Source organism: Bradyrhizobium sp. HKCCYLS3013, from assembly GCF_051167615.1.
Taxonomy (GTDB): domain Bacteria; phylum Pseudomonadota; class Alphaproteobacteria; order Rhizobiales; family Xanthobacteraceae; genus Bradyrhizobium.
Genome location: NZ_JBNPTK010000003.1, coordinates 236,627 through 258,075 on the forward strand (window position 1 = coordinate 236,627; position 21,449 = coordinate 258,075).

The 21,449-nt window shown below is 66.9% G+C and carries 21 protein-coding genes; 8 read left to right on the forward strand and 13 right to left on the reverse strand.

Annotated features, from left to right (window positions below; translation table 11 throughout):
* Positions 1-36 precede the first annotated feature (36 nt).
* The 9 genes from ACQR1F_RS07820 to ACQR1F_RS07860 form a co-directional block, all read right to left on the reverse strand.
* A complete protein-coding gene (locus ACQR1F_RS07820) occupies positions 37-390 on the reverse strand; it encodes a hypothetical protein (protein ID WP_315804076.1) in 354 nt (117 codons plus the stop codon).
* A gap of 126 nt (positions 391-516) precedes the next feature.
* The gene (locus tag ACQR1F_RS07825) at positions 517-783 is read right to left on the reverse strand and encodes a hypothetical protein (RefSeq protein ID WP_315740271.1); all 267 of its coding nucleotides are present in this window, start codon (positions 781-783) and stop codon (positions 517-519) included.
* Between the two features lie 1,394 nt (positions 784-2,177).
* Positions 2,178-3,656 (reverse strand): Asp-tRNA(Asn)/Glu-tRNA(Gln) amidotransferase subunit GatB, encoded by a 1,479-nt coding sequence (gene gatB, locus ACQR1F_RS07830; protein WP_316181893.1) that lies wholly within the window; start codon positions 3,654-3,656, stop codon positions 2,178-2,180.
* 4 nt (positions 3,657-3,660) lie between these two features.
* A complete protein-coding gene (locus tag ACQR1F_RS07835; RefSeq protein WP_316237456.1) occupies positions 3,661-3,957 on the reverse strand; it encodes a hypothetical protein in 297 nt (98 codons plus the stop codon).
* Positions 3,948-5,423, reverse strand: coding sequence for an Asp-tRNA(Asn)/Glu-tRNA(Gln) amidotransferase subunit GatA (gatA, locus tag ACQR1F_RS07840; protein ID WP_434912770.1), 1,476 nt, complete (start codon positions 5,421-5,423; stop codon positions 3,948-3,950). The genes ACQR1F_RS07835 and gatA overlap by 10 nt, the downstream gene beginning before the upstream one ends.
* On the reverse strand, positions 5,420-5,656 hold the full coding sequence (locus tag ACQR1F_RS07845; RefSeq protein ID WP_316237458.1) for a hypothetical protein: 237 nt from the start codon (positions 5,654-5,656) through the stop codon (positions 5,420-5,422). Before ACQR1F_RS07845 ends, gatA begins: the two co-directional genes overlap by 4 nt.
* An 80-nt stretch (positions 5,657-5,736) precedes the next feature.
* Entirely contained in the window at positions 5,737-6,024 is a 288-nt protein-coding gene (gene gatC / locus ACQR1F_RS07850; protein ID WP_315804081.1) for an Asp-tRNA(Asn)/Glu-tRNA(Gln) amidotransferase subunit GatC, read from the reverse strand.
* Positions 6,025-6,144: 120 nt separating this feature from the next.
* Positions 6,145-7,221 carry an NAD(P)H-dependent flavin oxidoreductase gene (locus tag ACQR1F_RS07855; protein WP_315804082.1) on the reverse strand — a complete coding sequence of 359 codons (1,077 nt, stop codon included), beginning with the start codon at positions 7,219-7,221 and terminating at the stop codon, positions 6,145-6,147.
* A gap of 9 nt (positions 7,222-7,230) precedes the next feature.
* The gene (locus ACQR1F_RS07860) at positions 7,231-8,214 is read right to left on the reverse strand and encodes an NAD(P)H-dependent flavin oxidoreductase (RefSeq protein WP_434912771.1); all 984 of its coding nucleotides are present in this window, start codon (positions 8,212-8,214) and stop codon (positions 7,231-7,233) included.
* Between the two features lie 105 nt (positions 8,215-8,319).
* Between ACQR1F_RS07860 and ACQR1F_RS07865 the strand changes: the two genes are divergently transcribed.
* Together ACQR1F_RS07865 and ACQR1F_RS07870 are read left to right on the forward strand one after the other, a co-directional pair.
* On the forward strand, positions 8,320-9,210 hold the full coding sequence (locus tag ACQR1F_RS07865) for a LysR family transcriptional regulator (RefSeq protein ID WP_315804084.1): 891 nt from the start codon (positions 8,320-8,322) through the stop codon (positions 9,208-9,210).
* Between the two features lie 226 nt (positions 9,211-9,436).
* Positions 9,437-10,372, forward strand: a complete 936-nt coding sequence (locus ACQR1F_RS07870) for a cyclase family protein (RefSeq protein ID WP_315804085.1) — start codon at positions 9,437-9,439, stop codon at positions 10,370-10,372.
* Positions 10,373-10,418: 46 nt separating this feature from the next.
* Here the strand turns inward: ACQR1F_RS07870 and ACQR1F_RS07875 are convergent, their stop codons facing one another.
* Positions 10,419-12,008 (reverse strand): ABC-F family ATP-binding cassette domain-containing protein, encoded by a 1,590-nt coding sequence (locus tag ACQR1F_RS07875; protein ID WP_434912772.1) that lies wholly within the window; start codon positions 12,006-12,008, stop codon positions 10,419-10,421.
* Between the two features lie 171 nt (positions 12,009-12,179).
* On the opposite strand from ACQR1F_RS07875, the gene ruvX reads away from it, so the two are divergent.
* Entirely contained in the window at positions 12,180-12,665 is a 486-nt protein-coding gene (gene ruvX, locus ACQR1F_RS07880) for a Holliday junction resolvase RuvX (protein ID WP_434912773.1), read from the forward strand.
* Between the two features lie 3 nt (positions 12,666-12,668).
* Positions 12,669-13,592: an AEC family transporter gene (locus ACQR1F_RS07885; protein WP_316218301.1), complete on the forward strand. Its 924-nt coding sequence runs from the start codon at positions 12,669-12,671 to the stop codon at positions 13,590-13,592.
* A 9-nt stretch (positions 13,593-13,601) separates the two neighbouring features.
* Here the strand turns inward: ACQR1F_RS07885 and ACQR1F_RS07890 are convergent, their stop codons facing one another.
* The 3 genes from ACQR1F_RS07890 to ACQR1F_RS07900 are packed head-to-tail and all read right to left on the reverse strand — an operon-like array spanning position 13,602 to position 16,814.
* The gene (locus ACQR1F_RS07890; RefSeq protein ID WP_316218299.1) at positions 13,602-14,426 is read right to left on the reverse strand and encodes a CPBP family intramembrane glutamic endopeptidase; all 825 of its coding nucleotides are present in this window, start codon (positions 14,424-14,426) and stop codon (positions 13,602-13,604) included.
* The gene (locus tag ACQR1F_RS07895; RefSeq protein ID WP_434838252.1) at positions 14,423-16,066 is read right to left on the reverse strand and encodes an acyl-CoA dehydrogenase family protein; all 1,644 of its coding nucleotides are present in this window, start codon (positions 16,064-16,066) and stop codon (positions 14,423-14,425) included. Before ACQR1F_RS07895 ends, ACQR1F_RS07890 begins: the two co-directional genes overlap by 4 nt.
* Positions 16,067-16,088: 22 nt before the next feature.
* Complete coding sequence (locus ACQR1F_RS07900; protein WP_316218297.1) at positions 16,089-16,814, reverse strand: M15 family metallopeptidase; 726 nt, start codon at positions 16,812-16,814, stop codon at positions 16,089-16,091.
* A gap of 151 nt (positions 16,815-16,965) precedes the next feature.
* Here ACQR1F_RS07900 and ACQR1F_RS07905 point away from each other — a divergent pair, with 151 nt between their 5' ends.
* From ACQR1F_RS07905 to ACQR1F_RS07920, 4 genes are all read left to right on the forward strand, one after another.
* Entirely contained in the window at positions 16,966-17,919 is a 954-nt protein-coding gene (locus ACQR1F_RS07905; RefSeq protein WP_434884870.1) for an aspartate carbamoyltransferase catalytic subunit, read from the forward strand.
* 23 nt (positions 17,920-17,942) lie between these two features.
* The gene (locus tag ACQR1F_RS07910; RefSeq protein WP_434890184.1) at positions 17,943-19,244 is read left to right on the forward strand and encodes a dihydroorotase; all 1,302 of its coding nucleotides are present in this window, start codon (positions 17,943-17,945) and stop codon (positions 19,242-19,244) included.
* A 30-nt stretch (positions 19,245-19,274) separates the two neighbouring features.
* Complete coding sequence (plsY, locus tag ACQR1F_RS07915) at positions 19,275-19,871, forward strand: glycerol-3-phosphate 1-O-acyltransferase PlsY (protein WP_434912774.1); 597 nt, start codon at positions 19,275-19,277, stop codon at positions 19,869-19,871.
* A 213-nt stretch (positions 19,872-20,084) separates the two neighbouring features.
* Positions 20,085-21,422, forward strand: a complete 1,338-nt coding sequence (locus ACQR1F_RS07920) for a patatin-like phospholipase family protein (protein ID WP_434912775.1) — start codon at positions 20,085-20,087, stop codon at positions 21,420-21,422.
* Positions 21,423-21,449 lie beyond the last annotated feature (27 nt).

Below are 21,449 nucleotides of genomic sequence, written 5' to 3' on the forward strand. Positions count from 1 at the left end.
CGTCGTGATCACGGTTGCCGCTCGATCCCGCGCGGTTCAATCGAACAAGCCACGGCTGATGTTGATCACGAAGGCGGCGGGCACGCCGATGATGGTGCCGACGAACCCATAGCCGAGCGCAGCCCACCATGACGCTGCGCCTCCTGCTCCCATCGCGGCACCATAGATGGCGCCGAGACCGGCACAGAGGGCGGTCACCACGACGAGGCGGCGGTCATTATGGGCCTCGACCCGCAGACGCTTCAATTCGCGCCGGCTTTGCACCGCAGGCCCGGCCGGCTCGGTCGATCCACAATGCGGGCACGCCACTGCGCTGAAGGAAACGCCGCTGCCGCAGTCATGGCAGTCGATCAGCTCTTGCCGCCGCGCCTGTCGCCGTGCCTGGCCCATGCCGTCAATCCCGCTTGTCTGCGTCACACCGAACGACAGATAGGAGATTTATGGGCGCGCGACGAGGCCCGCTTCCGACGAGAATGAGCGATCGGGCGAGATCCGCCAAGCCGCGGCTTGGCTCGCTCAGTGCGCGGTCATCCAGGCGCGCGCCTCGCGCTGCGCGGTCGCGATCTCGGCGTCCGACATCTGCTCGGCGACCTCGCGGCGCATGGCCACGGCATCGACGCGGCCCCTGAGGGCGGCGAGATTGAACCATTTGTGCGCGGCGATCAGATCGACCGCACCGTCGCGACCGCTCGCATAGAGCATGCCGAGCTCGAACAGCACATCGCCGCTGGCGCCCTGCTCCGCGGTGGTCACGTCATCGAAATTGAGTTGTCCCTGAAACATCGTCGCTCTCCTTCGCTTCGAGGAGGCGGCTGGTCACCCGAGCACGCCCCCGTCCAGCTGTTCAACGCCTGGTTATCCCCATGCCGTCTCGCGGCTTATGCGCGAAGGATGACCGATCAAGTTTGAAAGGCAGTTTAAACATCGTGCTGAACGAGCCCTGAACGCGGAACCCCGCATTTTCCCGGGCCGGGTTCAATGCATTGATTCGAAATGGATTCTTCAACTCGGCAAAGAGCGGTTTACCGTTCTGTTTGGCAAACTCATAACCATCCGCGAAAGCGCCTCACCGCGCTGGCGCGAAGCGCACCACGCCGCTGGTCAACAGCCGCATCGCGACTGGACACGTCTCGACAGCACGTGCGGGAGATTGCGCAGCGCGGGCACGCCTGCGCCGAGCTGCTGATGATGCTGTTCGTCTATGGGGAGGTTGGAGGCACACAGTCGCCAAGGGCGCGGTGCTCAGGGATCGAGGGCGTCGGCGAACACGTCAGGATCAGATCCCACTCTGGCTGATAGCCGCTCGTGAGATTGCAGACCGGAAACGCGATCTGCACCGAACGAAGAAATCCTGTTTCTTCTGCCGGACCGCACCGCGAGCGAAGCCGCTCTCGAGTTCGATCCGACCGTTGACCTGATGTCTCGCCGACACCCTCTATCGTCTGTTGGAGCTTCAGGAGATCCGCCCGGCTCTCGAGGAGCCATGCAGACCTAACGTTCCAACGACGTGCCGGCATCAGCTGCCGGACTCATCTCGCAGAGGACTGCGAGAGTTACTTCTTCTTGGCGACCTTCTTGGTCTTCTTGGCAGTCTTCTTCGCCGCAGTCTTCGCGACCTTCTTCACTGCCTTCTTCGCCTTCTTCGCTTTCTTGGCCATGTTGCCCTCCGATGTGAGATGGCTTAGTCGATGCGTGCACTCGGGAATCGAGCTGCACTCCTCATCGATACACCAACGAGTGAAAAAAAACAGCTTCCGGCTTAAGGAAGTGTTGACAGGCGCGCGCGCACGCGGCTGGCGCAACGCGCGAAGCAGCGCGTCGATCGATCGCGAAAATCCAAACGTCTCTCTGCGCAAGGCCGCGATCGCAACTAATCGCGATTGCGCAAAAAGCCTGTGCTGCAAGTATTTTTCTGAGCGACTGAACGGCACGTCGCACGCGGCGACGCCGGCGTGTCGGCGTGCAGACTCGCACCGCGAGAGCAACGCGCGGACTCTGAGTCGTAAATTTTGGCAACGAAAAAATTTTCATTGCACACGCCCTCGTGTGCGTTCGAACGCTCGGCAATGGTGGCTTTTTTGCGAATCGCACGCGGCGATTCGCCGGACCGCGGCGCCAAAACAAAACGGCGCGCACCCTCGTGCGCGCCGCCGGAACGAAGACGAGCGACCGTCGTTTCAGATGCCGAGCTTGCTCTTCAGGAGATCGTTCACCGCCTGCGGATTGGCCTTGCCGCCCGACGACTTCATCACCTGACCGACGAACCAGCCGGCGAGTTGCGGCTTCGCCTTCGCCTGCGCGACCTTGTCCGGATTGGCGGCGATGATCTCGTCGACCACCTTCTCGATGGCGCCGAGGTCGGTGACCTGCTTCATGCCGCGGCTCTCGACCAGCTCACGCGGATCGCCGCCCTCGCTCCAGACGATCTCGAACAGGTCCTTGGCGATCTTGCCGGAGATCGTGCCCTCGCCGATCAGCGCGACGATCGCCGCGAGCTGAGAAGCCGAGACGGGCGACGACGCGATGTCACGGCCTTCCTTGTTCAGCCGGCCGAACAGCTCGTTGATCACCCAGTTGGCGGCGAGCTTGCCGTCGCGCGCCCGGTCGGACAGCGCCTCCAGGACGGCCTCGTAGAACGCAGCGCTCTCGCGCTCGGCGACCAGCACGGAGGCGTCGTAGGGCGACAGGCCGAAATCCGCGATGAAGCGCGCCTTCTTCTGGTCCGGCAGCTCCGGCAGCGCCGCCTTCAGCTCGTCGACGAAGGACTGCGAGAACTCCAGCGGCAGCAGGTCCGGGTCCGGGAAGTAACGGTAATCATGCGCCTCCTCCTTGGAGCGCATCGAGCGCGTCTCCCCCTTGTCGGGATCGAACCGGCGGGTCTCCTGCTCGATCGTGCCGCCGTCCTCGATGATCTCGATCTGGCGCCGCGCCTCGGCCTCGACCGCCTGGCCGATGAAGCTGATCGAGTTGATGTTCTTGATCTCGCAGCGGGTGCCGAGCGGCCCGCCCGGCTTGCGCACGGAGACGTTGACGTCGGCGCGCAAGGATCCCTTCTCCATGTCGCCGTCGCAGGTGCCGAGATAGCGCATGATCGAGCGCAGCTTGGTCACGTAGGCCTTGGCCTGCTCGGCGTCGCGGATGTCAGGCTTGGAGACGATCTCCATCAGCGCCACGCCGCAGCGGTTGAAGTCGATATAGGACAGCGACGGCGACTGGTCGTGCAGCATCTTGCCCGGATCCTGCTCGATGTGCAGGCGCTCGATGCCAACAGTGGCGGTCCTGCCGCCGTCGAGCTCGACCGTGACCTCGCCCTCGCCGACGATCGGGTCCTTGTACTGGCTGATCTGGTAGCCCTGCGGCAGGTCGGGGTAGAAATAGTTCTTGCGGTCGAACACTGAGCGCAGGTTGATCTTGGCATTGAGCCCGAGCCCGGTGCGCACGGCCTGCCGCACGCACTCCTCGTTGATGACCGGCAGCATGCCCGGCATCGCCACGTCGACCAGCGAGACGTGGCTGTTGGGATCGCCGCCGAAGGCGGTGGAGGCGCCCGAGAACAGTTTCGACTTCGAGGTGACCTGGGCATGGATCTCCATGCCGATCACGACCTCCCAGTCGCCGGTGGCGCCCTTCATCAGCTTGCCGCTGGTTGCCGTCATGGCTCTAACTCCCAAGCAGTGCGGAGACGATCCGCTCGAATTCGATAACCAACGCATCTTTCGCGACCGGCTGCCCGGCCTGGCGATACCAGTAGCCGGCATTGCCGAGGTCGCCCTCGACGCGATGCAGATGTGCGTGCGCCCAGGCCGCGTCGCGGCCGGGCTCGTCCTGAATGATCTTGTGCGCCCGGTCCCAGTCGCCCTTCGCCAGCCACCACAGGCCGGTGAGCACCGGCGTCAGGCCGGCCGCGGGCGCGTCGCCCGCGAGGCTCGTCTTGAAATCGGCGACGCTTACCACCACCGAACCGGCGTGAAGCGTCCCGCCGCGTGCTCGATGACCTCGCCGAGCGAGAACAGCGTCTCCTCGTCGAACGGCCGGCCGATCAGCTGCAAGCCCAGCGGCAGCCCCTGGCTGTCCTTGCCGGCGGGCACCGCGATGCCCGGCAGGCCGGCCATGTTCACGGTCACCGTGAAGATGTCGTTGAGATACATCTCGACCGGATCGGCGCCGCCCTTCTCGCCGATGCCGAAGGCGGCCGACGGCGTCGCCGGCGTCAGGATCGCGCTCACGCCCTGGGCGAAGCAGTCCTCGAAATCCTTCTTGATGAGGGTCCGGACCTTCTGCGCCCGGATGTAATAGGCGTCGTAATAGCCGGCCGACAGCACATAGGTGCCGATCATGACGCGTCGCCGCACCTCGGGCCCGAAGCCCTCGGCCCTTGTGTTCTCGTACAGTTCGCCAATCGACTTGCCGGGCACGCGCAGACCGTAGCGGACACCGTCGTAGCGGGCGAGGTTGGAGGACGCCTCGGCCGGTGCCACGATGTAATACGCCGGCAGCGCATATTTGGTGTGCGGCAGCGACACCTCGACGGTTTCTGCGCCGGCGGCTTCCAGCCACTTGCGACCCTCGCTCCAGAGCTTTTCGATCTCGGCCGGCATGCCGTCGAGCCGATACTCCTTGGGGATGCCGATCTTCATGCCCTTCACGGACTTGCCGATCGCGGCCTCGTAGTCCGGCACGGGGATGTCGACCGAGGTGGTGTCCTTCGGGTCGTGGCCGGCCATCGAGCGCAACAGGATCGCCGCATCGCGGGTCGAACGCGCGATCGGGCCGGCCTGGTCGAGCGAGGAGGCGAAGGCGACGATGCCCCAGCGCGAGCAGCGGCCATAGGTCGGCTTGATGCCGACGGTGGCGGTGAACGCTGCGGGCTGGCGGATCGAGCCGCCGGTGTCGGTCGCGGTCGCGCCCATGCACAAGAGCGCAGCCACCGCCGACGCCGAGCCGCCGGACGAGCCGCCCGGCACCAGCGTGGTGTTGGAGCCCTCGCGGCGCCAGGGATTGCCGACCGGGCCGAAGCACGACGTCTCGTTCGACGAGCCCATCGCGAACTCGTCATTGTTGAGCTTGCCGAGCATGACGGCGCCGTCGCGCCACAGCTGCGAGGTCACGGTCGACTCGTAGGTCGGCACGAAATTGCCGAGGATCTTCGAGCATGCGGTGGTGCGGACGTCCTTGGTGGCGAACAGGTCCTTGATCCCGAGCGGAATGCCGGCCAGCGGCCCGCCCTCACCCTTGGTGATCTTGGCGTCGGCGTCGCGCGCCATCGCGCGCGCCTGGTCCGGCGTCTCCATCACGAAGGCATTGAGCGCCCGCGCCTCCTCGATCGCCTTGAGATGGGCGTCGGTCAGCTCGAGCGACGTGAAGGTCTTGCTCGCGAGACCCTTGCGGGCCTCGGCGAGCGTCAGCGAAGTCAAATCGGTCATTTGTTGATCGGGCTGCAGAAGAACGGGGAGAGCGTCTTGTCGTCGTCGGCGTCGTCCGCGAAGAACTTGTTCTTCGCAGGGGAGGCTTTCTTGGTATTGGCGGCCGCTTCGAGCTGGTCGAGGATCTCGTTGACGGCCTTGTCCGGGTCGGCGGCCTTGCCCTGCCGCTCCATGGCGTCGAGATAGTCCATATAGGCCTTGTAGGCCGCTTCATCGTCGCAGAGCAGGCACATCGGCGTTGGCTCGCTTGTCGGTTTGAAGGAGCGGATCACGCGCGACGGGCGCGCGGACCTGCCTCGGCTATTCCACCTGGCTATTCCACGACCTTCGGCACGAGAAAGAAGTTGTTCTCGGTCATGGGCGCGTTCTTGACGATGTCGTCGGCGATGTCGCCGTCGGTGACGACGTCCTGGCGCTTCTTCATCGCCATCGGGGTCACCGAGGTCATCGGCTCGACGCCCTCGACATTGACCTCCGAGAGCTGCTCGACGAAGGCCAGCATCGCATTGAGCTCGCCCTGCAGATGCGGGACCTCGGCGTCAGTGACAGCGATCCGCGCCAATTGCGCGATCTTGCGGACGGTGGCGGCATCGACCGACATTATATAGGGCCTCGCGGGAAACAGTGAACCCGCCCTATAGCAGAGCCGGCTTTCGCGCCGCAACCGGCAGCCTCCGGACTTTCCCAGGGCACCGCCCCGCCCGTGACGCCGCCTTTGGCGTCAGCCCGCCAGCTTCGCAAGCCGCGCCAGCGCCTGTTCGGCCAGCGTCCGCGTCAGCTCGGCCCCCGGCAGCTCGCGGCCGAGCGGCAGCGCCTGCCCGGCCCAGAGATTGGTGAAATCGACCTTGCCCTGCTTCTCCGCGGCCGCCTTGAGCGGGCCGAGCGCGGTCGCGGCATGAGGAAACGCCGGCGCGTCCGGCGAGATCGGCCCGACCTCGCGCATCACCCGGTTGGCGACGCCGCGCGCGAGCCGGCCGGTCATCACGTTGGTAATAACGGTGGATTCGTCATCGGCGGCGGCAAGCGCGGCACGCGCCAGCACGCTGACCTTGGATTCGGGGCAGCGCAGATAGGCGCTGCCGATCTGCACGCCGGAGGCGCCGAGCGCGAACGCCGCGGCGATGCCGCGCGCATCGGCGATGCCGCCCGCCGCGATCACCGGGACATCAACCGCATCGACGATCTGCGGCACCAGCGCAAACGTCCCGACCTGCTCGGCGAGCTTGTCGGTCAGGAACATGCCGCGATGGCCGCCCGCTTCCGCACCTTGCGCGATGATGACGTCGGCGCCGTTCCGCTCCAGCCACACCGCCTCGCGCACCACGGTCGCGGACGCCATCACGACCGCGCCTGTCGCCTTCACGCGGGCCAGCAGCGACGGCTCGGGCAGGCCAAAATGGAAGCTGATGATCTCCGGCTTCAACTCCTCGACGACGGCGCACATCGCGGCATCGAACGGCGCACGGTTCGCGGCCGGGACCGGAGCGTCGGGATCAACGCCGTACTCTTGATAATATGCGCCGAGCCGCTTCTTCCACCCGGCCTCACGTGCCGCGTCGGCCTCGACGGGCGTGTGGCAGAAGAAGTTCACATTGATCGGCGCCGAGACGCGCTGGCGGATGATGTTGACCTGCTCGCGGGCCTTGTCCGCCGAGAGCATCGCGCAGGGCAGCGAGCCGAGCCCGCCGCCTTGCGCCACCGCGATGACGAGATCGGCGTCCATCACGCCGGCCATCGGCGCGAGCACGATCGGGTGCTCGGTCTTGACGAGATCCAGGAAGCGGCGGTCGGGCCACATGATTTGCTCCTATTGCTTGGCGAAGACGGCGGACGAGTTGCGCCGCCCTTGCAGGATCTGCTCGGCCTCATCGACGATGCGCGCGACGATCTCGGCGGCCGGCGGGATATCATGGATCAGGCCGACCGCCTCGCCGGCAATGACCGCGGCGATGTCGAAATTGCCTTCCGCCCTCGCCTTCACATAGTCGGCCGACACGCGCTCGACCTGCTGCAGCAGCTCGACCTCGCGCGCTATCCAGCGCCGCGCATGGTCGTTGACCAGGCAGCGTCCGGTAAACGGCGCCGGCCAGACATTGTTGCGCGACAGGTCGAAGACGATGCCGCGCACGGTCTCGCCTGATTTTGCCGCGCATATGCGGCGCTTGGCTTCGTCTGCACCGGCAGCTTCCTGGCTGGCATAGAAGCGCGTGCCGAGCAGCACGCCATCGGCGCCGAGCGTGAGCATCGCGGCAAGACCGCGGCCATCGGCGAGACCACCGGCGGCGGCCACTGGCACGCGACCGGCTGCGAGATCGATGATGGCCGGCACGATGTCGAGCGTGGTCCGCGAGGCGCCATGGCCGCCTGCTTCGGTTCCTTGCGCGATCAGGACATCGGCGCCGGCCGCGATCGCCTGCTCGGCCATGGCCTCGTCCTGCACCTGGCAGATCAAGCGCGCGCCCGCCTGCTTGATCGCCGGTGCAAAGCGCCGGGGATCACCGAACGACAGCATCACGGCGGTGGGCTTGGCCGCAAGCGCGATCTCGAGCAACTCCGGCTGCTTCGCCAGCGACCAAGTGATGAAGCCGATGCCGAACGGCGCACGCAGGCCATCGAGCTTCGCTGTCTCCTGCATGAGCCAAGCGCGGTTGCCATAGCCGCCGAGAATGCCGAACCCCCCGGCACCGCTGACGGCGCGCACCAGCCGCGCATCGGCAATCACATCCATCGGCGCCAGCAGGATCGGATGATCGATGCCGAGCCTCTCCGTCAGCGCGGTTCTCAGCGGCATGAAGACTCTCCTGCGCTCTGGACGCGGACATTAGGCGCGGGTAGCATTCTCTGAAAATGAATAGTTGAGAACTCTGCCATCGCAGATTCAAAACGGAGAGCGGCCGTGGAACTGAGCGACCTGCAGACCTTTGCCGCGGTGGCGCGCGCCGGCGGCATCACGCGCGCCGCGGAGGTGCTCAACACGGTCCAGTCCAACGTCACGCAGCGGATCAAGGCGCTGGAAGCCGAGATCGGCACCGCGTTGTTCGAACGCCACAGCCGCGGCATGACCCTGACCGGCGCCGGACAGCGCCTGCTGCCCTACGCCGATCGCATCGCGGCGCTGTCGCGCGAAGCGGTTCTCGCCGCGCGTGACGACGGCGAGCCGCAGGGGCCGCTGATGATCGGCTCGATGGAGACGACCGCCGCGGTGCGCCTGCCGACGCGGCTCGCCGACTTCCATCGCCGCTTTCCCGCCGTCGCCCTCAGCCTGCGCACGGCGCCGACCGCCGATCTCGTCGCGAGCGTGCTCGACGGCACTCTCGATGGTGCCTTCGTCGCCGGTCCGATCGACCATCCCGATCTTGCCGGCGTCGTCGCGTTCGAGGAAGAGCTGGTGCTGGTGACGGCCCGGCGCTTCGAAAGCCTGTCCGCCTTACGCGCGGCGACCGCTGCGTCGGGACCGACCGCGCTGGTGTTCAGGACCGGCTGCACCTACCGGCAGCGGCTGGAGCAGGTGTTCAACGATTTCGGCTGGCCCGCCGCGTCCCGGATCGAGCTCGGCACCCTCGACGGCATGATCGGCTGCGTCGCCGCCGGCATGGGCGTCGCGCTGCTGCCGCGCGCGGTGGTGACGCGGCACGCGATGAGCGGCAGCGTCGGGCTGCACACACTCGATCCGTCCCATGCGCAGGTCGAGACGCTCTTCATCCACCGCCGCGCGGCGCATCGCAGCAGTGCGCTGTCGGCCTTCATGGAAGGCCTCGGCTGCCGGGATCACGACATCGCGGCGTAAGACGTTCGCCCAGAGATTGTGCACAGGCGTCCCAGCCACAAGACACATTCCACAGCACGGAATCAACGCCACCTCCGCAAAACACTGCCATTTCGACCGATGCGACGTTCGGGCGCTGTGCAGCGCACGCATCCGAAAACATTTTGTCCGGCAGCCCTGCACTACGTTAGGATGCAGCGCTGGCCAGCGCGAAAACAACAAACATCAACATGTCGGAGGAAATGCGATGCGCAACGCGTTCGTGTTGGGCTGCTCGATTGCCATGATGGGTGCGATCGGGACGGCCCAAGCCCAGGACTGGACGAAATCGAAATGGGGGCCGAACGACGAGATCGGCGCGGCCAACTACATCACGCCGGAGCTCGTGGTCAAAGCCGCCTCGCTGGTGAAGACCGGCAAGACCTATCCGCTCGGCATGATCATCGACTCCAAGACCCCCGCCTACCCGCCGCGCTCGTTCAAAATCACGGTGGTGCAGCCGGGACAGGCGGGCATTCCCGGACTCGGGCCCAACAAGGCGACCTACAATGACGACATCGTCGAGGGCTGGGTCGGTGTCGGAAGCCAGATTGACGGTCTCGGCCATCTCGGTATCGAGCACGTCTATTACAACGGCAACAAGCTGCTCGATTTCGCCGATCCGACCGGCCTGAAGAAGCTCGGCATCGAGAAGGTGCCGCCGCTGGTCGCACGCGGCGTGCTGCTCGACATGGCCGCCTATTATAACACCGACGTGGTCAAGGAAGGCACGGCGTTCAACGTCAAGGAGATCGAGGAGGCCGCCAAGAAACAGGGTGTCGAAATCCGCCAGGGCGACATCGTGATCTTCCACACCGGCTGGCTCGGTCTGATCGGCAAGGACGACAAGCGCTACGGCGCCGGTGAGCCGGGTCTCGGCGTCGAAGGCGCGAAATACCTGACCTCGAAGGGCGTGGTCGCCGTCGGCGCCGACAATTGGGCGGTGGAGGCGATCCCGTTCGAGTCCAACAACCTGTTCGAGGTGCACCAGATCCTGCTCGCGATGAACGGAACCTACATCCTGGAGAACATGGACACCGCTGAGCTCGCCAAGGACAAGGGCTACGAGTTCCTGTTCGTGCTGGGCCAACCGCGCTGGCGCGGCGGCGTCCAGGGCATGATCAACCCGATCGCGATCCGGTAGCTCATTGAATCGCATCTGCTTTGCGGGCACGGTCTGCCGTGCCCGCTCAGCCATTCACGACGAACTCCCCGGCAATGCCGATCGCCGCAAGAAATGACGGGTCGTGGCTGACGACCAGCAGCGCGCCGTCGAAGTCGCGCAGCGCCCGCTCCAGGATCTCGATCGAGAAAATGTCGAGATGGTTGGTCGGCTCATCGAGCAGCAACAGCCATGGCGGACGCTCGCCGCCGAACGTGCAGGCAAGGCCCGCGCGCAGGCGCTCGCCGCCGGACAGCGTCTCCACCGTCTGCTCGGCGTCGCGGTTGCGGAATGCGAAGCGCGCGCAGGCTGCATGCGCCGCTTCGGCGCCGAGCGCCGGATGGAGGCGGCGGAAATTGCCGATGATGCTGTCGCTGCGATCCAGCAACGCGACGTGTTGATCCAGCATCGCGATACGCCCGTCGGTGCGCCGGACCGTTCCATCGGTCAGCGGAATCGCGCCGATCGCGGCCCTGAGCAGCGTGGTCTTGCCTGCGCCATTGCGTCCGGTGATCGCGATCCGCTGCCGGCCCCTGACACCGAGCGTCCAGGGACCGAACCTCCTGTCGCCGGCGCTCACGACCGCGTCCTCCATCGCAAGCAGCTCGGTGCCGGCGCCGAGCCCGGTCGGCGGCAGGACCATCGAGAGCGGCGTCAGCACCTCCACATGTTGTCGTGCCTGTTCTGCTCGCTCGGCCGCTTCGGTGATCATGCGCTCGGCGAGCCGCTGCGATCGCCCGCCGGTCGTCTCGGCCCGCTCGGCTCGGGCGCCCAGCATGATCCTCGGGGCCGAGCCGGCGGCGGCGAAAGCACGGCCGGCCTTGTCCTTGCGCGCCTTGGCTTCGCGCTGGCGCTGCACGGCGCGGCTGACATCCCGCACATGCGCATCGGCGCGGTCCAGCGCGATCGCTGCACGCGCCCGCGCATCCTCCCGCGCCTGCGTAAACATCGTCCAGCCGCCGCCGACGATGTGGACCCCGACCGGGGTGAGCTCCACGATCCGGTCCATCATCTCCAGCAGCGCGCGGTCATGACTGGCGACCAGCACGCCGCCGCGCCAGCGCCGCATCAGCCGGCCGACGGCGTCGCGGCCCTCGGCATCGAGATTGTTGGTGGGCTCGTCGAGCAGCAGCAGATCCGGCGCCTCGATCAGCAGCCGCGCGATGCCGATGCGCGTCCGCTCGCCGCCGCTGAGCGAGTCCATCGAGCGATCGAGCGCAATTCCGGCGAGGCCCGCCTCGGTCAGCGCGTCATCGACACGACTCGGCAGGCTCCAATCCGCGCGCGCGAGATCATCGGCAAGATCGGTGTCCTGGCTCTTTCCCGCAACGATACGGCCGATGACCGCAAGGTCGCCGGCGACGCCGAGCGCCTCGTCGACACGCAAACCGGGATCCCAGTGCTGCGCCAGGAGGCCGAGCGTTCCGCTGCGCGTCACCGCTCCGGCCGCCGGCTCCGAGACGCCAGCGACGATGCGGAGCAAGGTCGACTTGCCGGAGCCGTTGCGGCCGACCAGACCGACGCGTTCGGCGCCGATGGAGAGCGTGAGATTGTCGAAGAGAGGATGACCGTCAGGTGTCGCGGCGGCGACCGCGTCGAGCGTGAGACAGGAGGACATGAGCGACCGTGATGGCAGAGGACACAAAGCGGCGGGCAATGTTGGTCCTGCGATCCACGGCACCACTCCTGTTCACGGTACGATGCTCCATATAGAACGATGGCAGCGGAGCGACAAGCCATGCGCCTGCCGTGCTGGCTCGGGGGATGCACCCGTGCTAAGCGGCGCGCCATGCCCGCTCCCATCCTTCCCCTCATCGACGCCGCCGGCCGCTGGCCCGAGCGCGGCGCGCTGGTCGGCCTCGACCTCGGCACCAAGACCATCGGCGTCGCCGTGTCCGATCCGGACCGGCGGCTCGCCACCGGCGTCGAGACCATCCAGCGCAAGGCCTTCAAGGCGGACGCGGCACGGCTGCTTGCCATTTGCGCCGAGCGCAAGGTGGTCGGCCTCGTGCTCGGCCTCCCCATCAACATGGACGGCAGCGAAGGGCCGCGGGCGCAATCGACCCGGGCGTTCGCGCGCAATCTCGCCGGCATCACCGACCTGCCGATCGGCCTGTGGGACGAGCGGCTGTCGACCGCGGCGGTCGAGCGCGAGCTGATCGGCATGGACGTCAGCCGCGCCAAACGCGCCGAGGTGATCGATACGCATGCGGCGATCTTCATCCTCCAGGGCGCGCTCGATCGGCTTGCGACCTTGCGCCAGTCCGGTCGCTAGCTCATGAGCCCCGTCGCCGCGGCGCTCGCGCCGGTGTTCCTGCTGATCGTCGTCGGCTTCGGCCTGCGGCGCAGCCTGATCCGGCTGGATACGCAATGGCACGGGCTCGAGCGGCTGACTTATTATGTGCTGTTTCCGGCGCTCCTGCTGCAGAGCCTGGTGAAGGCCGATCTCGGCAAGGTGCCGGTCGCAGGCATCGGCGGCGCCCTGTTCCTGGCGATGCTGGCGATGTCGGCGCTGTGCCTCGCGCTGCGGCCGCTGCTCACCCGCTCCGGCATCGATGGTCCGGCTTTCACGTCGATCTTCCAAGGGGCAACCCGCTGGCAGACCTACGTCGCGCTGAGCGTGGCGGGCAGCCTGTTCGGCCCGACCGGGCTCGCGGTGGCCTCGGTCGGCATGATCGCGATCATCCCGATGGTCAACGTGTTCAGCGTCGCCGTGCTCGCCCACTATGCCTCGCCGACCCGCCGCTCGATGCGCGAGATCCTCGCCACCATCGTCCGCAATCCGCTGATCTGGGCCTGCATCGCCGGGCTCGCGCTCAACGTGGCGCATGTGCCGCTGCCAAAGCTCTGGCACGATGCCGCCGATGCGCTCGGCCAGGCCTCGCTGCCGATCGGTCTGCTGGTGACCGGCGCCGGTCTGCACTTCGAGGGCCTGCGCCGCGCCGGCCCGGCGGCCGCGCTCGGCGTCGTGCTCAAGCTGGTCCTGATGCCCCTCCTCGCGATCGGGCTCGCCGGATGGTTCGGCGTCACCGGCCCGAGCCTCGTCGTGGTCGCGATCTGCGCGGCGGTCCCGACCTCCCCCAGCGCCTATGTGCTGGCCAAGCAGATGGGCGGCGACGCGCCGCTGCTGGCGCAGATCATCTCGTTGCAGACCGTGCTGGCGGCACTGACGATGCCGCTCGCGATCGCCTGGGCGAGCTGAACTCCGCGTTCAGGAGTGGCCGCTCGCCAGCCACATCGTCTGCACCGTCGCTGCGAGGTTGTTGAGGCCGTGCAGCACCATGGTCAGATAGGTCGAGTGGGTTCGAGAGCGCAGATAGCCGAACCATACGCCGAGGGAAAATACGTTGAGCAGCGCGAACCAGTCGTACTGGAGGTGCAGCACGGTCCAGAGCAAGGACGACAGCACGATGGCGCCCGGCACGCGCAGGAAGGAGTCCGACCAGCCGCGGTAGAGAAAGCCACGCGCCATCAGCTCTTCCGACACTGGTGCGGCGACGCAGAAGGCGATGACCATCAGCCAGACCACGCCGTCGCCTCTGGCGGTCTTCATGATGTCCACCATGAAGTTCGCCGACTTCTCTTCGCGTCCCGTCAGCTGCGCCGCCAGCTCCCAGCATCCCAGGATCACGACCATTCCGACGAAGCCGAGGACGAAATTCCTCCAGCCGGTCCAGCGCAGGCCCAGATAGTCGGCGAACGACATGCGGGTGTGGCGGACGGCAAAATAGATCGGGATCAAAATGGCCGGAACACCCATGATCGCCGACAGCGAGACAGTGAGCGACCGGCTCGCGATCTGGATCATCGCCAACTGGAACGCGGCCATGCTGTCGATTGGCCCCTCATGGCGCAGCAGGAAATAGACGATAGGAGTCAGCTGGCCGATGAAGAACACGACGATGATGAGGAGGCCCCACAGCAAGGTGCGCCAGAAGCCGAGCGTGCGCGGCTGATGCTGCGCCGGAGCGACCTGCTGCGGCGGGTTGCCCGGATCGAGGGAATCCATCACGGCGGCTTCGGGAGTGTCGGTCAAGGCAGCGCGCGCTCCAGCAAGGTACGGATGTCCGAGGGATCGAGATCGATGGCGCCGTACATGCTCGGATGAACAGCGGAAAGACGCGTCGCGGCGAACAGTTCGGCATGGCCGGGCATCACGAGGTTGAGCGCGGCGGCGGCTGCGAGCAGCGCCAGCCTCTCGACCGCGAGGCGCGCGACGCGCTCGGAATCCGATCGACGGAAGCTGGTCTCGATGAAGGCAAGCGCCTCCGCGGCGCCAGGGAGTCCGCCGGTCTCGGCTTTCAGATGCATCAGAACATGCGCGGCAGCCTCCGTCTCGCGCGACAGCGCGCGCAGCACGTCGAGGCACATCACGTTGCCCGAGCCTTCCCAGATCGCATTGACCGGCGACTCCCGGAAGTGGCGCGCGAGAATGCCGTCCTCGACATAGCCATTGCCGCCCAGGCACTCCATCGCCTCATACAGGAACGGCGGCGCGCTCTTGCAGACCCAGTATTTGATCGCGGGCGTCAACAGCCGCATGTAGGCGGCTTCGCTCGCGTCAGCCGGCGTGCGGTCGAACGCGCGGCACAGCCGCATCACCAGCGCCACCGTCGCCTCGACATGGAGAGCCATGTCGGCGAGCACCGCCTGCATCAAGGGCTGGTCGGCGAGATGCTTCTGGAACACGCTGCGATGGCGCGCATGATGCAGCGCATGCGCGAGCCCCGAGCGCATCAGGCCGGCAGACGAGATCGCGCAATCCTGCCGCGTCAGTTGCACCATCTGGATGATGGTGCTGATGCCCCTGCCCTCGTCGCCGACCCGCTCGGCATAGCTGCCTGCGAACTCCACCTCCGACGAGGCATTGGAGCGATTGCCGAGCTTGTCCTTCAAGCGTTGAAACTGGATCGCGTTCACCGCGCCATCCGGCGTGAAGCGCGGCATGAAGAAGCAGGTCAGGCCGGCATCGGCCTGCGCCAGCACCAGGAACGCGTCGCACATCGGCGCCGACATGAACCATTTGTGCCCGGTGATGCGATAGCCATCGGTCGTACGCTCAGCGCGCGTCATGTTGGCGCGCACGTCGGTCCCGCCCTGCTTCTCGGTCATGCCCATGCCGAGCGTCATGCCGCGCTTTTGCCACCACGGCGCAAACGCCGGATCGTAGTCGCGCGTGCCGATGAGGGGCATCGTCCGCGCCAGCAGGTCAGGCTGCGCGGCCAGCGCCGCCACCGAGGCCCGCGTCATCGTGATCGGACAGAGGTGTCCGCTCTCGACCTGCGAGGCGATGTAGAACTTCGCCGCGCGTACCACCTCCGACGCGCCGCCAACAGGATGGCCCCCGGCGGTCCATGTCGAATTGTGCAGGCCGGCCTCGACCGAGCGCGTCATCATCTGATGATAGGCCGGATGAAACTCGACGACGTCCCGCCGAAAGCCCTTGGCGTCGAAGCTGCGCAGCTTCGGCGTGTTCTCATTGGCGAGCCGGCCCTGCTCGGCCATCGCAGCCGAGCCCCATCGCTTGCCGAAAGCTGTCAGCTCCTGCTCAGCCCCGGCACCACCATTGGCCTTGACGGCGTCGGCCAACGGCCGGTCGGCCGTGAACAGGTCGACGTCCTCGAACGGCGGCGACTGGTTGAAGACCTCATGGGTCGCGAAGGAAGACTGCGTCATGGCCGTGCCCTGCAGAGATCGATCATCGGCGCGGCCGAATGGGAAAAACATAAGTGGTCGCGCCAGCGCCCGGCAGCGAAAAGTGCCACCACTCCTTGGCATAGTTCACAAAACCTTGCCGCGCCATCACCGCAACCAGTTCGTTGCGCCAGCGGCGCTGCTCCGGTGTCAGGTTCTGCGCAGCGGTATGGGCCTTCACGTCGGAACAATCGTAGCCGGTTCCCATGTCGACGCTGCCCTCGGGCGCGCGTAGCGCTGCGGGCGCGGTGCAGTCCGCGTAGTCCTTGGCCGGGTCGAACGCCGCGGAATTGTCGGCCGCGAGCTCGACCAGCGTGAGATCGAGCGCCGCACCCGTCGAATGGCTCGAACGCAGGGCGATATAGCCGAGACGGAACAGGTCCTGCTTGGCAACGCGCGGAGTGTAGCGGCGGCCGGCCGTGGTCTCGACGCCGTCCTGGGACCAGGCCAGCATCTCTGCGACCGCACGCACCGGCCGGTAGCAGTCGAGCATCTTCAGCGACAGGCCGCGCTGCCGCAGCTCGGCCTGAGCCGCCTGCAGCCGCCGCGCCACGTCACGCGTCACGACGCATTCGGCCGCCTCGTAGCCCGGCAAGGGTCGGCCGACGAAATTGTTGCTGCCGGCATAACGGATGTCCTGGAGGATCGTCGGGTCGATGTCGCGGAGATAGACGAAATCGAACGGCAACGCGGCCGCGCAGGCCGGCACGATCGCCGCCAGCAGGATCAGCGCATATCGGAGCGGGCCTCCTCCGACGACGGCCCGCCAGCCCCCGGTTTGGAGGCCCCTGAGAGGCTCGGAAGACGGAACGGGGGATAACTCGGAACCCCGGCTTTCGGCCTTGCCCCCCATGGAAACCGCGCCTATAGCTCTGGCTTTAATGGCAACCTCTCCGAAATCGACTTTCGTCCTCGGGCACCGGCATTTGCTGGGAATCGAGGGCCTTTCCGCCCACGACATCACCGGCCTCCTCGACCTGTCCGAGGAGTATGTCGAACTGAATCGTCAGGTCGACAAGAAGCGCACCGTGCTGCGCGGCCGCACCCAGGTCAACCTGTTCTTCGAGGCCTCGACCCGCACGCAATCCTCGTTCGAGCTGGCGGGCAAGCGGCTCGGCGCCGACGTCATGAACATGTCGGTGTCGTCCTCGTCCATCAAGAAGGGCGAGACCCTGATCGACACCGCGGTCACGCTCAACGCGATGCATCCGGACATTCTGGTGGTCCGCCACCACGCCTCCGGCGCGGTCGAGCTGCTCGCGCGCAAGGTCGACGGCTCCGTGATCAATGCCGGCGACGGCGCGCATGAGCATCCGACCCAGGCGCTGCTGGATGCGCTGACGATCCGCCGCAACAAGGGCCGCATCGAGGGGCTGGTCATCGCAATCTGCGGCGACGTGCTGCATTCGCGCGTGGCGCGATCCAACATCCTGCTGCTGAACACGATGGGCGCGCGCGTCCGCGTGGTCGCACCCTCCACGCTGCTGCCACCCGGCATCGAGCGCATGGGCGTCGAGGTCGCGCGCGACATGCGCGAGGGGCTCAACGGCGCCGACATCGTGATGATGCTGCGGCTGCAGCGCGAGCGCATGAACGGCTCGTTCGTGCCGTCGTCGTCGGAATATTTCCAGTATTTCGGGCTCGACCAGAAGAAGCTCGCCTACGCCAAGTCCGACGCGCTGGTCATGCATCCGGGGCCGATGAACCGCGGCGTCGAGATCGAATCCATCGTTGCCGATGGCGCGCAGTCGCTGATCCGGGAGCAGGTCGAAATGGGCGTCGCCGTGCGCATGGCCGTGCTCGAAGCACTGGCCCGCAACCTGCCCAACGCGTGATACAGAAGTCGGGACCAAACGCCATGCTGACCGACCGCCGCCCGATCCTGCTCGCCAATGCGCGCGTGATCGACCCCTCCCGCGACTTCGACGGCCCCGGCGACGTGCTGATCGCCGACGGCGTCATCCGCGACCTCAAGCGCGGCATCGGCGCCGCGGGCGTGCCCGAGGGCACCGATGTCGTCAACTGCGCCGGCAAGATCGTGGCCCCCGGCCTGATCGACATGTGCGCCTTCGTCGGCGAGCCGGGTCTGGGCCATCGCGAGACATTCGCCAGCGCCAGCCAAGCCGCCGCGACCGGCGGCATCACCACCATCATCTGCCAGCCCGGCACTGAGCCTGTGATCGACAATTCGGCGACCGTCGACTTCGTGCTGCGCCGCGCCCGCGACACCGCGATCGTCAACATCCAGCCGATGGCGGCGCTGACCAAGGGCCTGCGCGGCGAGGAGATGACCGAGATCGGGCTGTTGCGCGCCGCCGGCGCCGTCGCCTTCTCCAACGGCCACAGCAGCGTGATGAACGCCCAGGTGATGCGCCGCGCGCTGACCTATGCGCGCGATTTCGACGCCCTGATCGTGCATCACACCGAGGATACGAACCTCGTCGGCGAAGGCGTCATGAACGAAGGCGAGTTCGCCTCGCGGCTCGGCCTCTCCGGCATTCCGCCCGCAGCCGAAGCCGTCGTGCTCGAGCGCGACATGCGTCTCGTCGCACTCAGCAAGGGCCGCTATCACGCGGCCGCGCTGAGCTCGATCGACTCGCTCGACATCCTCAGGCGCGCCCGCGAGGCAGGGCTCACGGTGAGCGCGTCGGTCTCGATCAATCATGTCACCCTGAACGAGAACGACATCGGCCCCTACCGCACCTTCCTCAAGCTGACGCCGCCGCTGCGCACCGAGGTCGACCGCCGCGCGCTGGTCGAGGCGCTCGCCTCCGGCCTGATCGACGTCATCATGTCGGACCACACGCCACAGGACGTCGAGGTCAAGCGGCTGCCGTTCGCGGAAGCTGCCAGCGGCGCGGTCGGACTCGAGACGATGCTGCCAGCGGCGCTGCGGCTGGTGCACAATGGCGAGCTCAGCTGGACCGCCCTGATCCGCGCGATGTCGACCCGGCCCGCCGAGCTGCTCGGCCTGCCCGGTGGCACCTTGCGGGCGGGCGCGCCGGCGGACATCATCGTGATCGATCCGGACGTGCCCTGGATCCTCGATCCGGCAGACCTCAAATCGCTGTGCAAGAACACGCCGTTCGACGAAGCCCGCTTCACCGGCCGCGTGGTCCGCACCATCGTCGGCGGCCGCACCGTGTTCGAACATGTCTGACGCCAGGCGAAGCGTCGAAGGAGTCGCGTGATGGGTTCCGAAGCCTTCCTGCCGGTCGCTCTCATCATCGGCTATCTCCTCGGCTCCATCCCGTTCGGCCTGATCCTTACCAAGCTCGCCGGCACGCAGGATCTGCGCAGCATCGGCTCCGGCAACATCGGCGCCACCAATGTGCTGCGCACCGGCCGCAAGGGGCTGGCGGCGGCGACCCTGCTCGGCGACGCTCTCAAGGGCACGGCGGCCGTGATCATTGCGGGCTATCTCGGCGGCCCGAATGCCGCGATGGTCGCGGGCCTCGGCGCCTTCCTCGGTCACTTGTTCCCGGTGTGGCTGAAGTTCCGCGGCGGCAAAGGTGTCGCCGTTTACATCGGTATTTTGATCGGACTGTTCTGGCCGGGCGCGATCTTCTTCTGCCTCGTCTGGCTCGCAACCGCCTTCGCGCTCCGCTACTCATCACTCGCGGCACTCGTCGCCAGCGTGCTGACGCCGATCGTGCTGTGGGCTTTCGGTCACACCGAGCTGGCCGCCTTGTTTGCTCTGCTCACATTGTTGCTCATTTACATGCATCGCGAAAACATCAAGCGATTGCAGGCCGGCACCGAGAGCAAGATCGGCGCGAAGAAGTAACTACTCCGGGCAAATACGGGTAACGTGTGGTTCGCGCTGAAATCGCAGCGGCAACGCAGCAACACCTGTGCTTCATCAGCTAACAAGTCAACGCCGGACCCTGGCGTGAATCATGATTGCCTGTCATGATTCCGGCATCTGATTACGCAAGACCCATTCAAGCGGTTCGTCGCCACGCGCGATGATCGCACTGATGAGGAGCCGGCGCAGCAAATGTCCACCCCGGTCCGTTCCAGCGCCAGCGCCCTCCTCTCCGCCGCTCAGATCTGGTTGACGGATGCGTTCGGCTCCACCAGCGAACCCGCCGCTCCCTCGCCGGCGACAGCGGTCGAGCCCGCGACGAGCGTCGGCGTAGGCGCGGCTGAAGATCTGGTTCCTGAGAGCGCAAACGCCGCGATGGAGCCTTCGGCGAGCACGCCGCAGGAAAGCACCGCCGCCGTCAAGCTTCCCATGACCGGGGCGGCGGCTGCCGCCGAGCCCAAGCCTGCGGAAACGCCGGAGCGATCGCTCGCCGAGACGATCGCCAGCGCCACCCTGCCGCCGCCGCCGCGAACATGGCCGCCGCGCAAGCTGTCGTTGGCCCTGCAGGGCGGCGGAACGTTCTCGGCCTTCACCTGGGGCGTGCTGGATCGCCTGCTCGAGGAACCCGGTTGCGATTTCGACACCATCAGCGGCGCCAGCGCCGGCGCGGTCAACGCCGCGCTGCTCGCGAGCGGGCTGGCCAAGGGCGGCCGTGACGAAGCGCGCAACCGGCTCGCTTTGTTCTGGACCCGGCTGATGGAGGAGGCGTCGTTCCGATCGCTGCTGGTGATCGGCGCGTACTCGCCGGCGAGCAGCTCGGTGTCGTTCGGTGCGGGGCTGCGGGGCGGACGCGCCGACCCGCTCGATCTCGATCCGCTCCGCGACCTCCTCCGCGAGACGATCGATTTCGACGCCGTGCAGGGCCCGGCCGCGCCCCGCCTGCTGGTTGCGGCGACCCGGGCCCGTGACGGCCTGCCGCAGATCTTCCGCAATGCCGGCATCACGCCGGATGCTCTGCTCGCCTCCACCTGTCCCGCGCAACTGCACACCGCGGTCGACATCGAGGGCGAGGCGTATTGGGACGGCGGCTACGTCACCAATCCGCCGCTGATCCGGATCGCGCATGAGTCGAGCGCCGCCGACCTGCTGGTCGTTCAGGTCACGCCCGCGCACGACGGCCATGTCCCGATGACCTCGGCCGCGATCGATCGCCGCCTCGACCAGATCGTCGGCAATGCGGTCCTGAACGCCGAGCTCGCGGCACTCGAATGGGCGCGCAGCGACGGCCTGCATCCGCCGCGCGTGCATCGGCTTGCCGCCGAGGACGAGATCGAGGCCCTGGCTCAGCGCGATGCGACCGACCTCGGCAGCGGCTTCATCGAGCTGCTCTACCAGCGCGGACGCGACGCCGCGGAACGCTGGCTGCGCGAAGCCCCGGCCGGCACCACGCCGGCCATCCCCGACGAGCAGCCCGCGCTGGCGTCTCCGGTGTCCGTGTCCGAGGACGTGCGCGACGTCGCGCCGGCGTAGCGCGCCCTCTTCCCTGCGTCTTCGGGT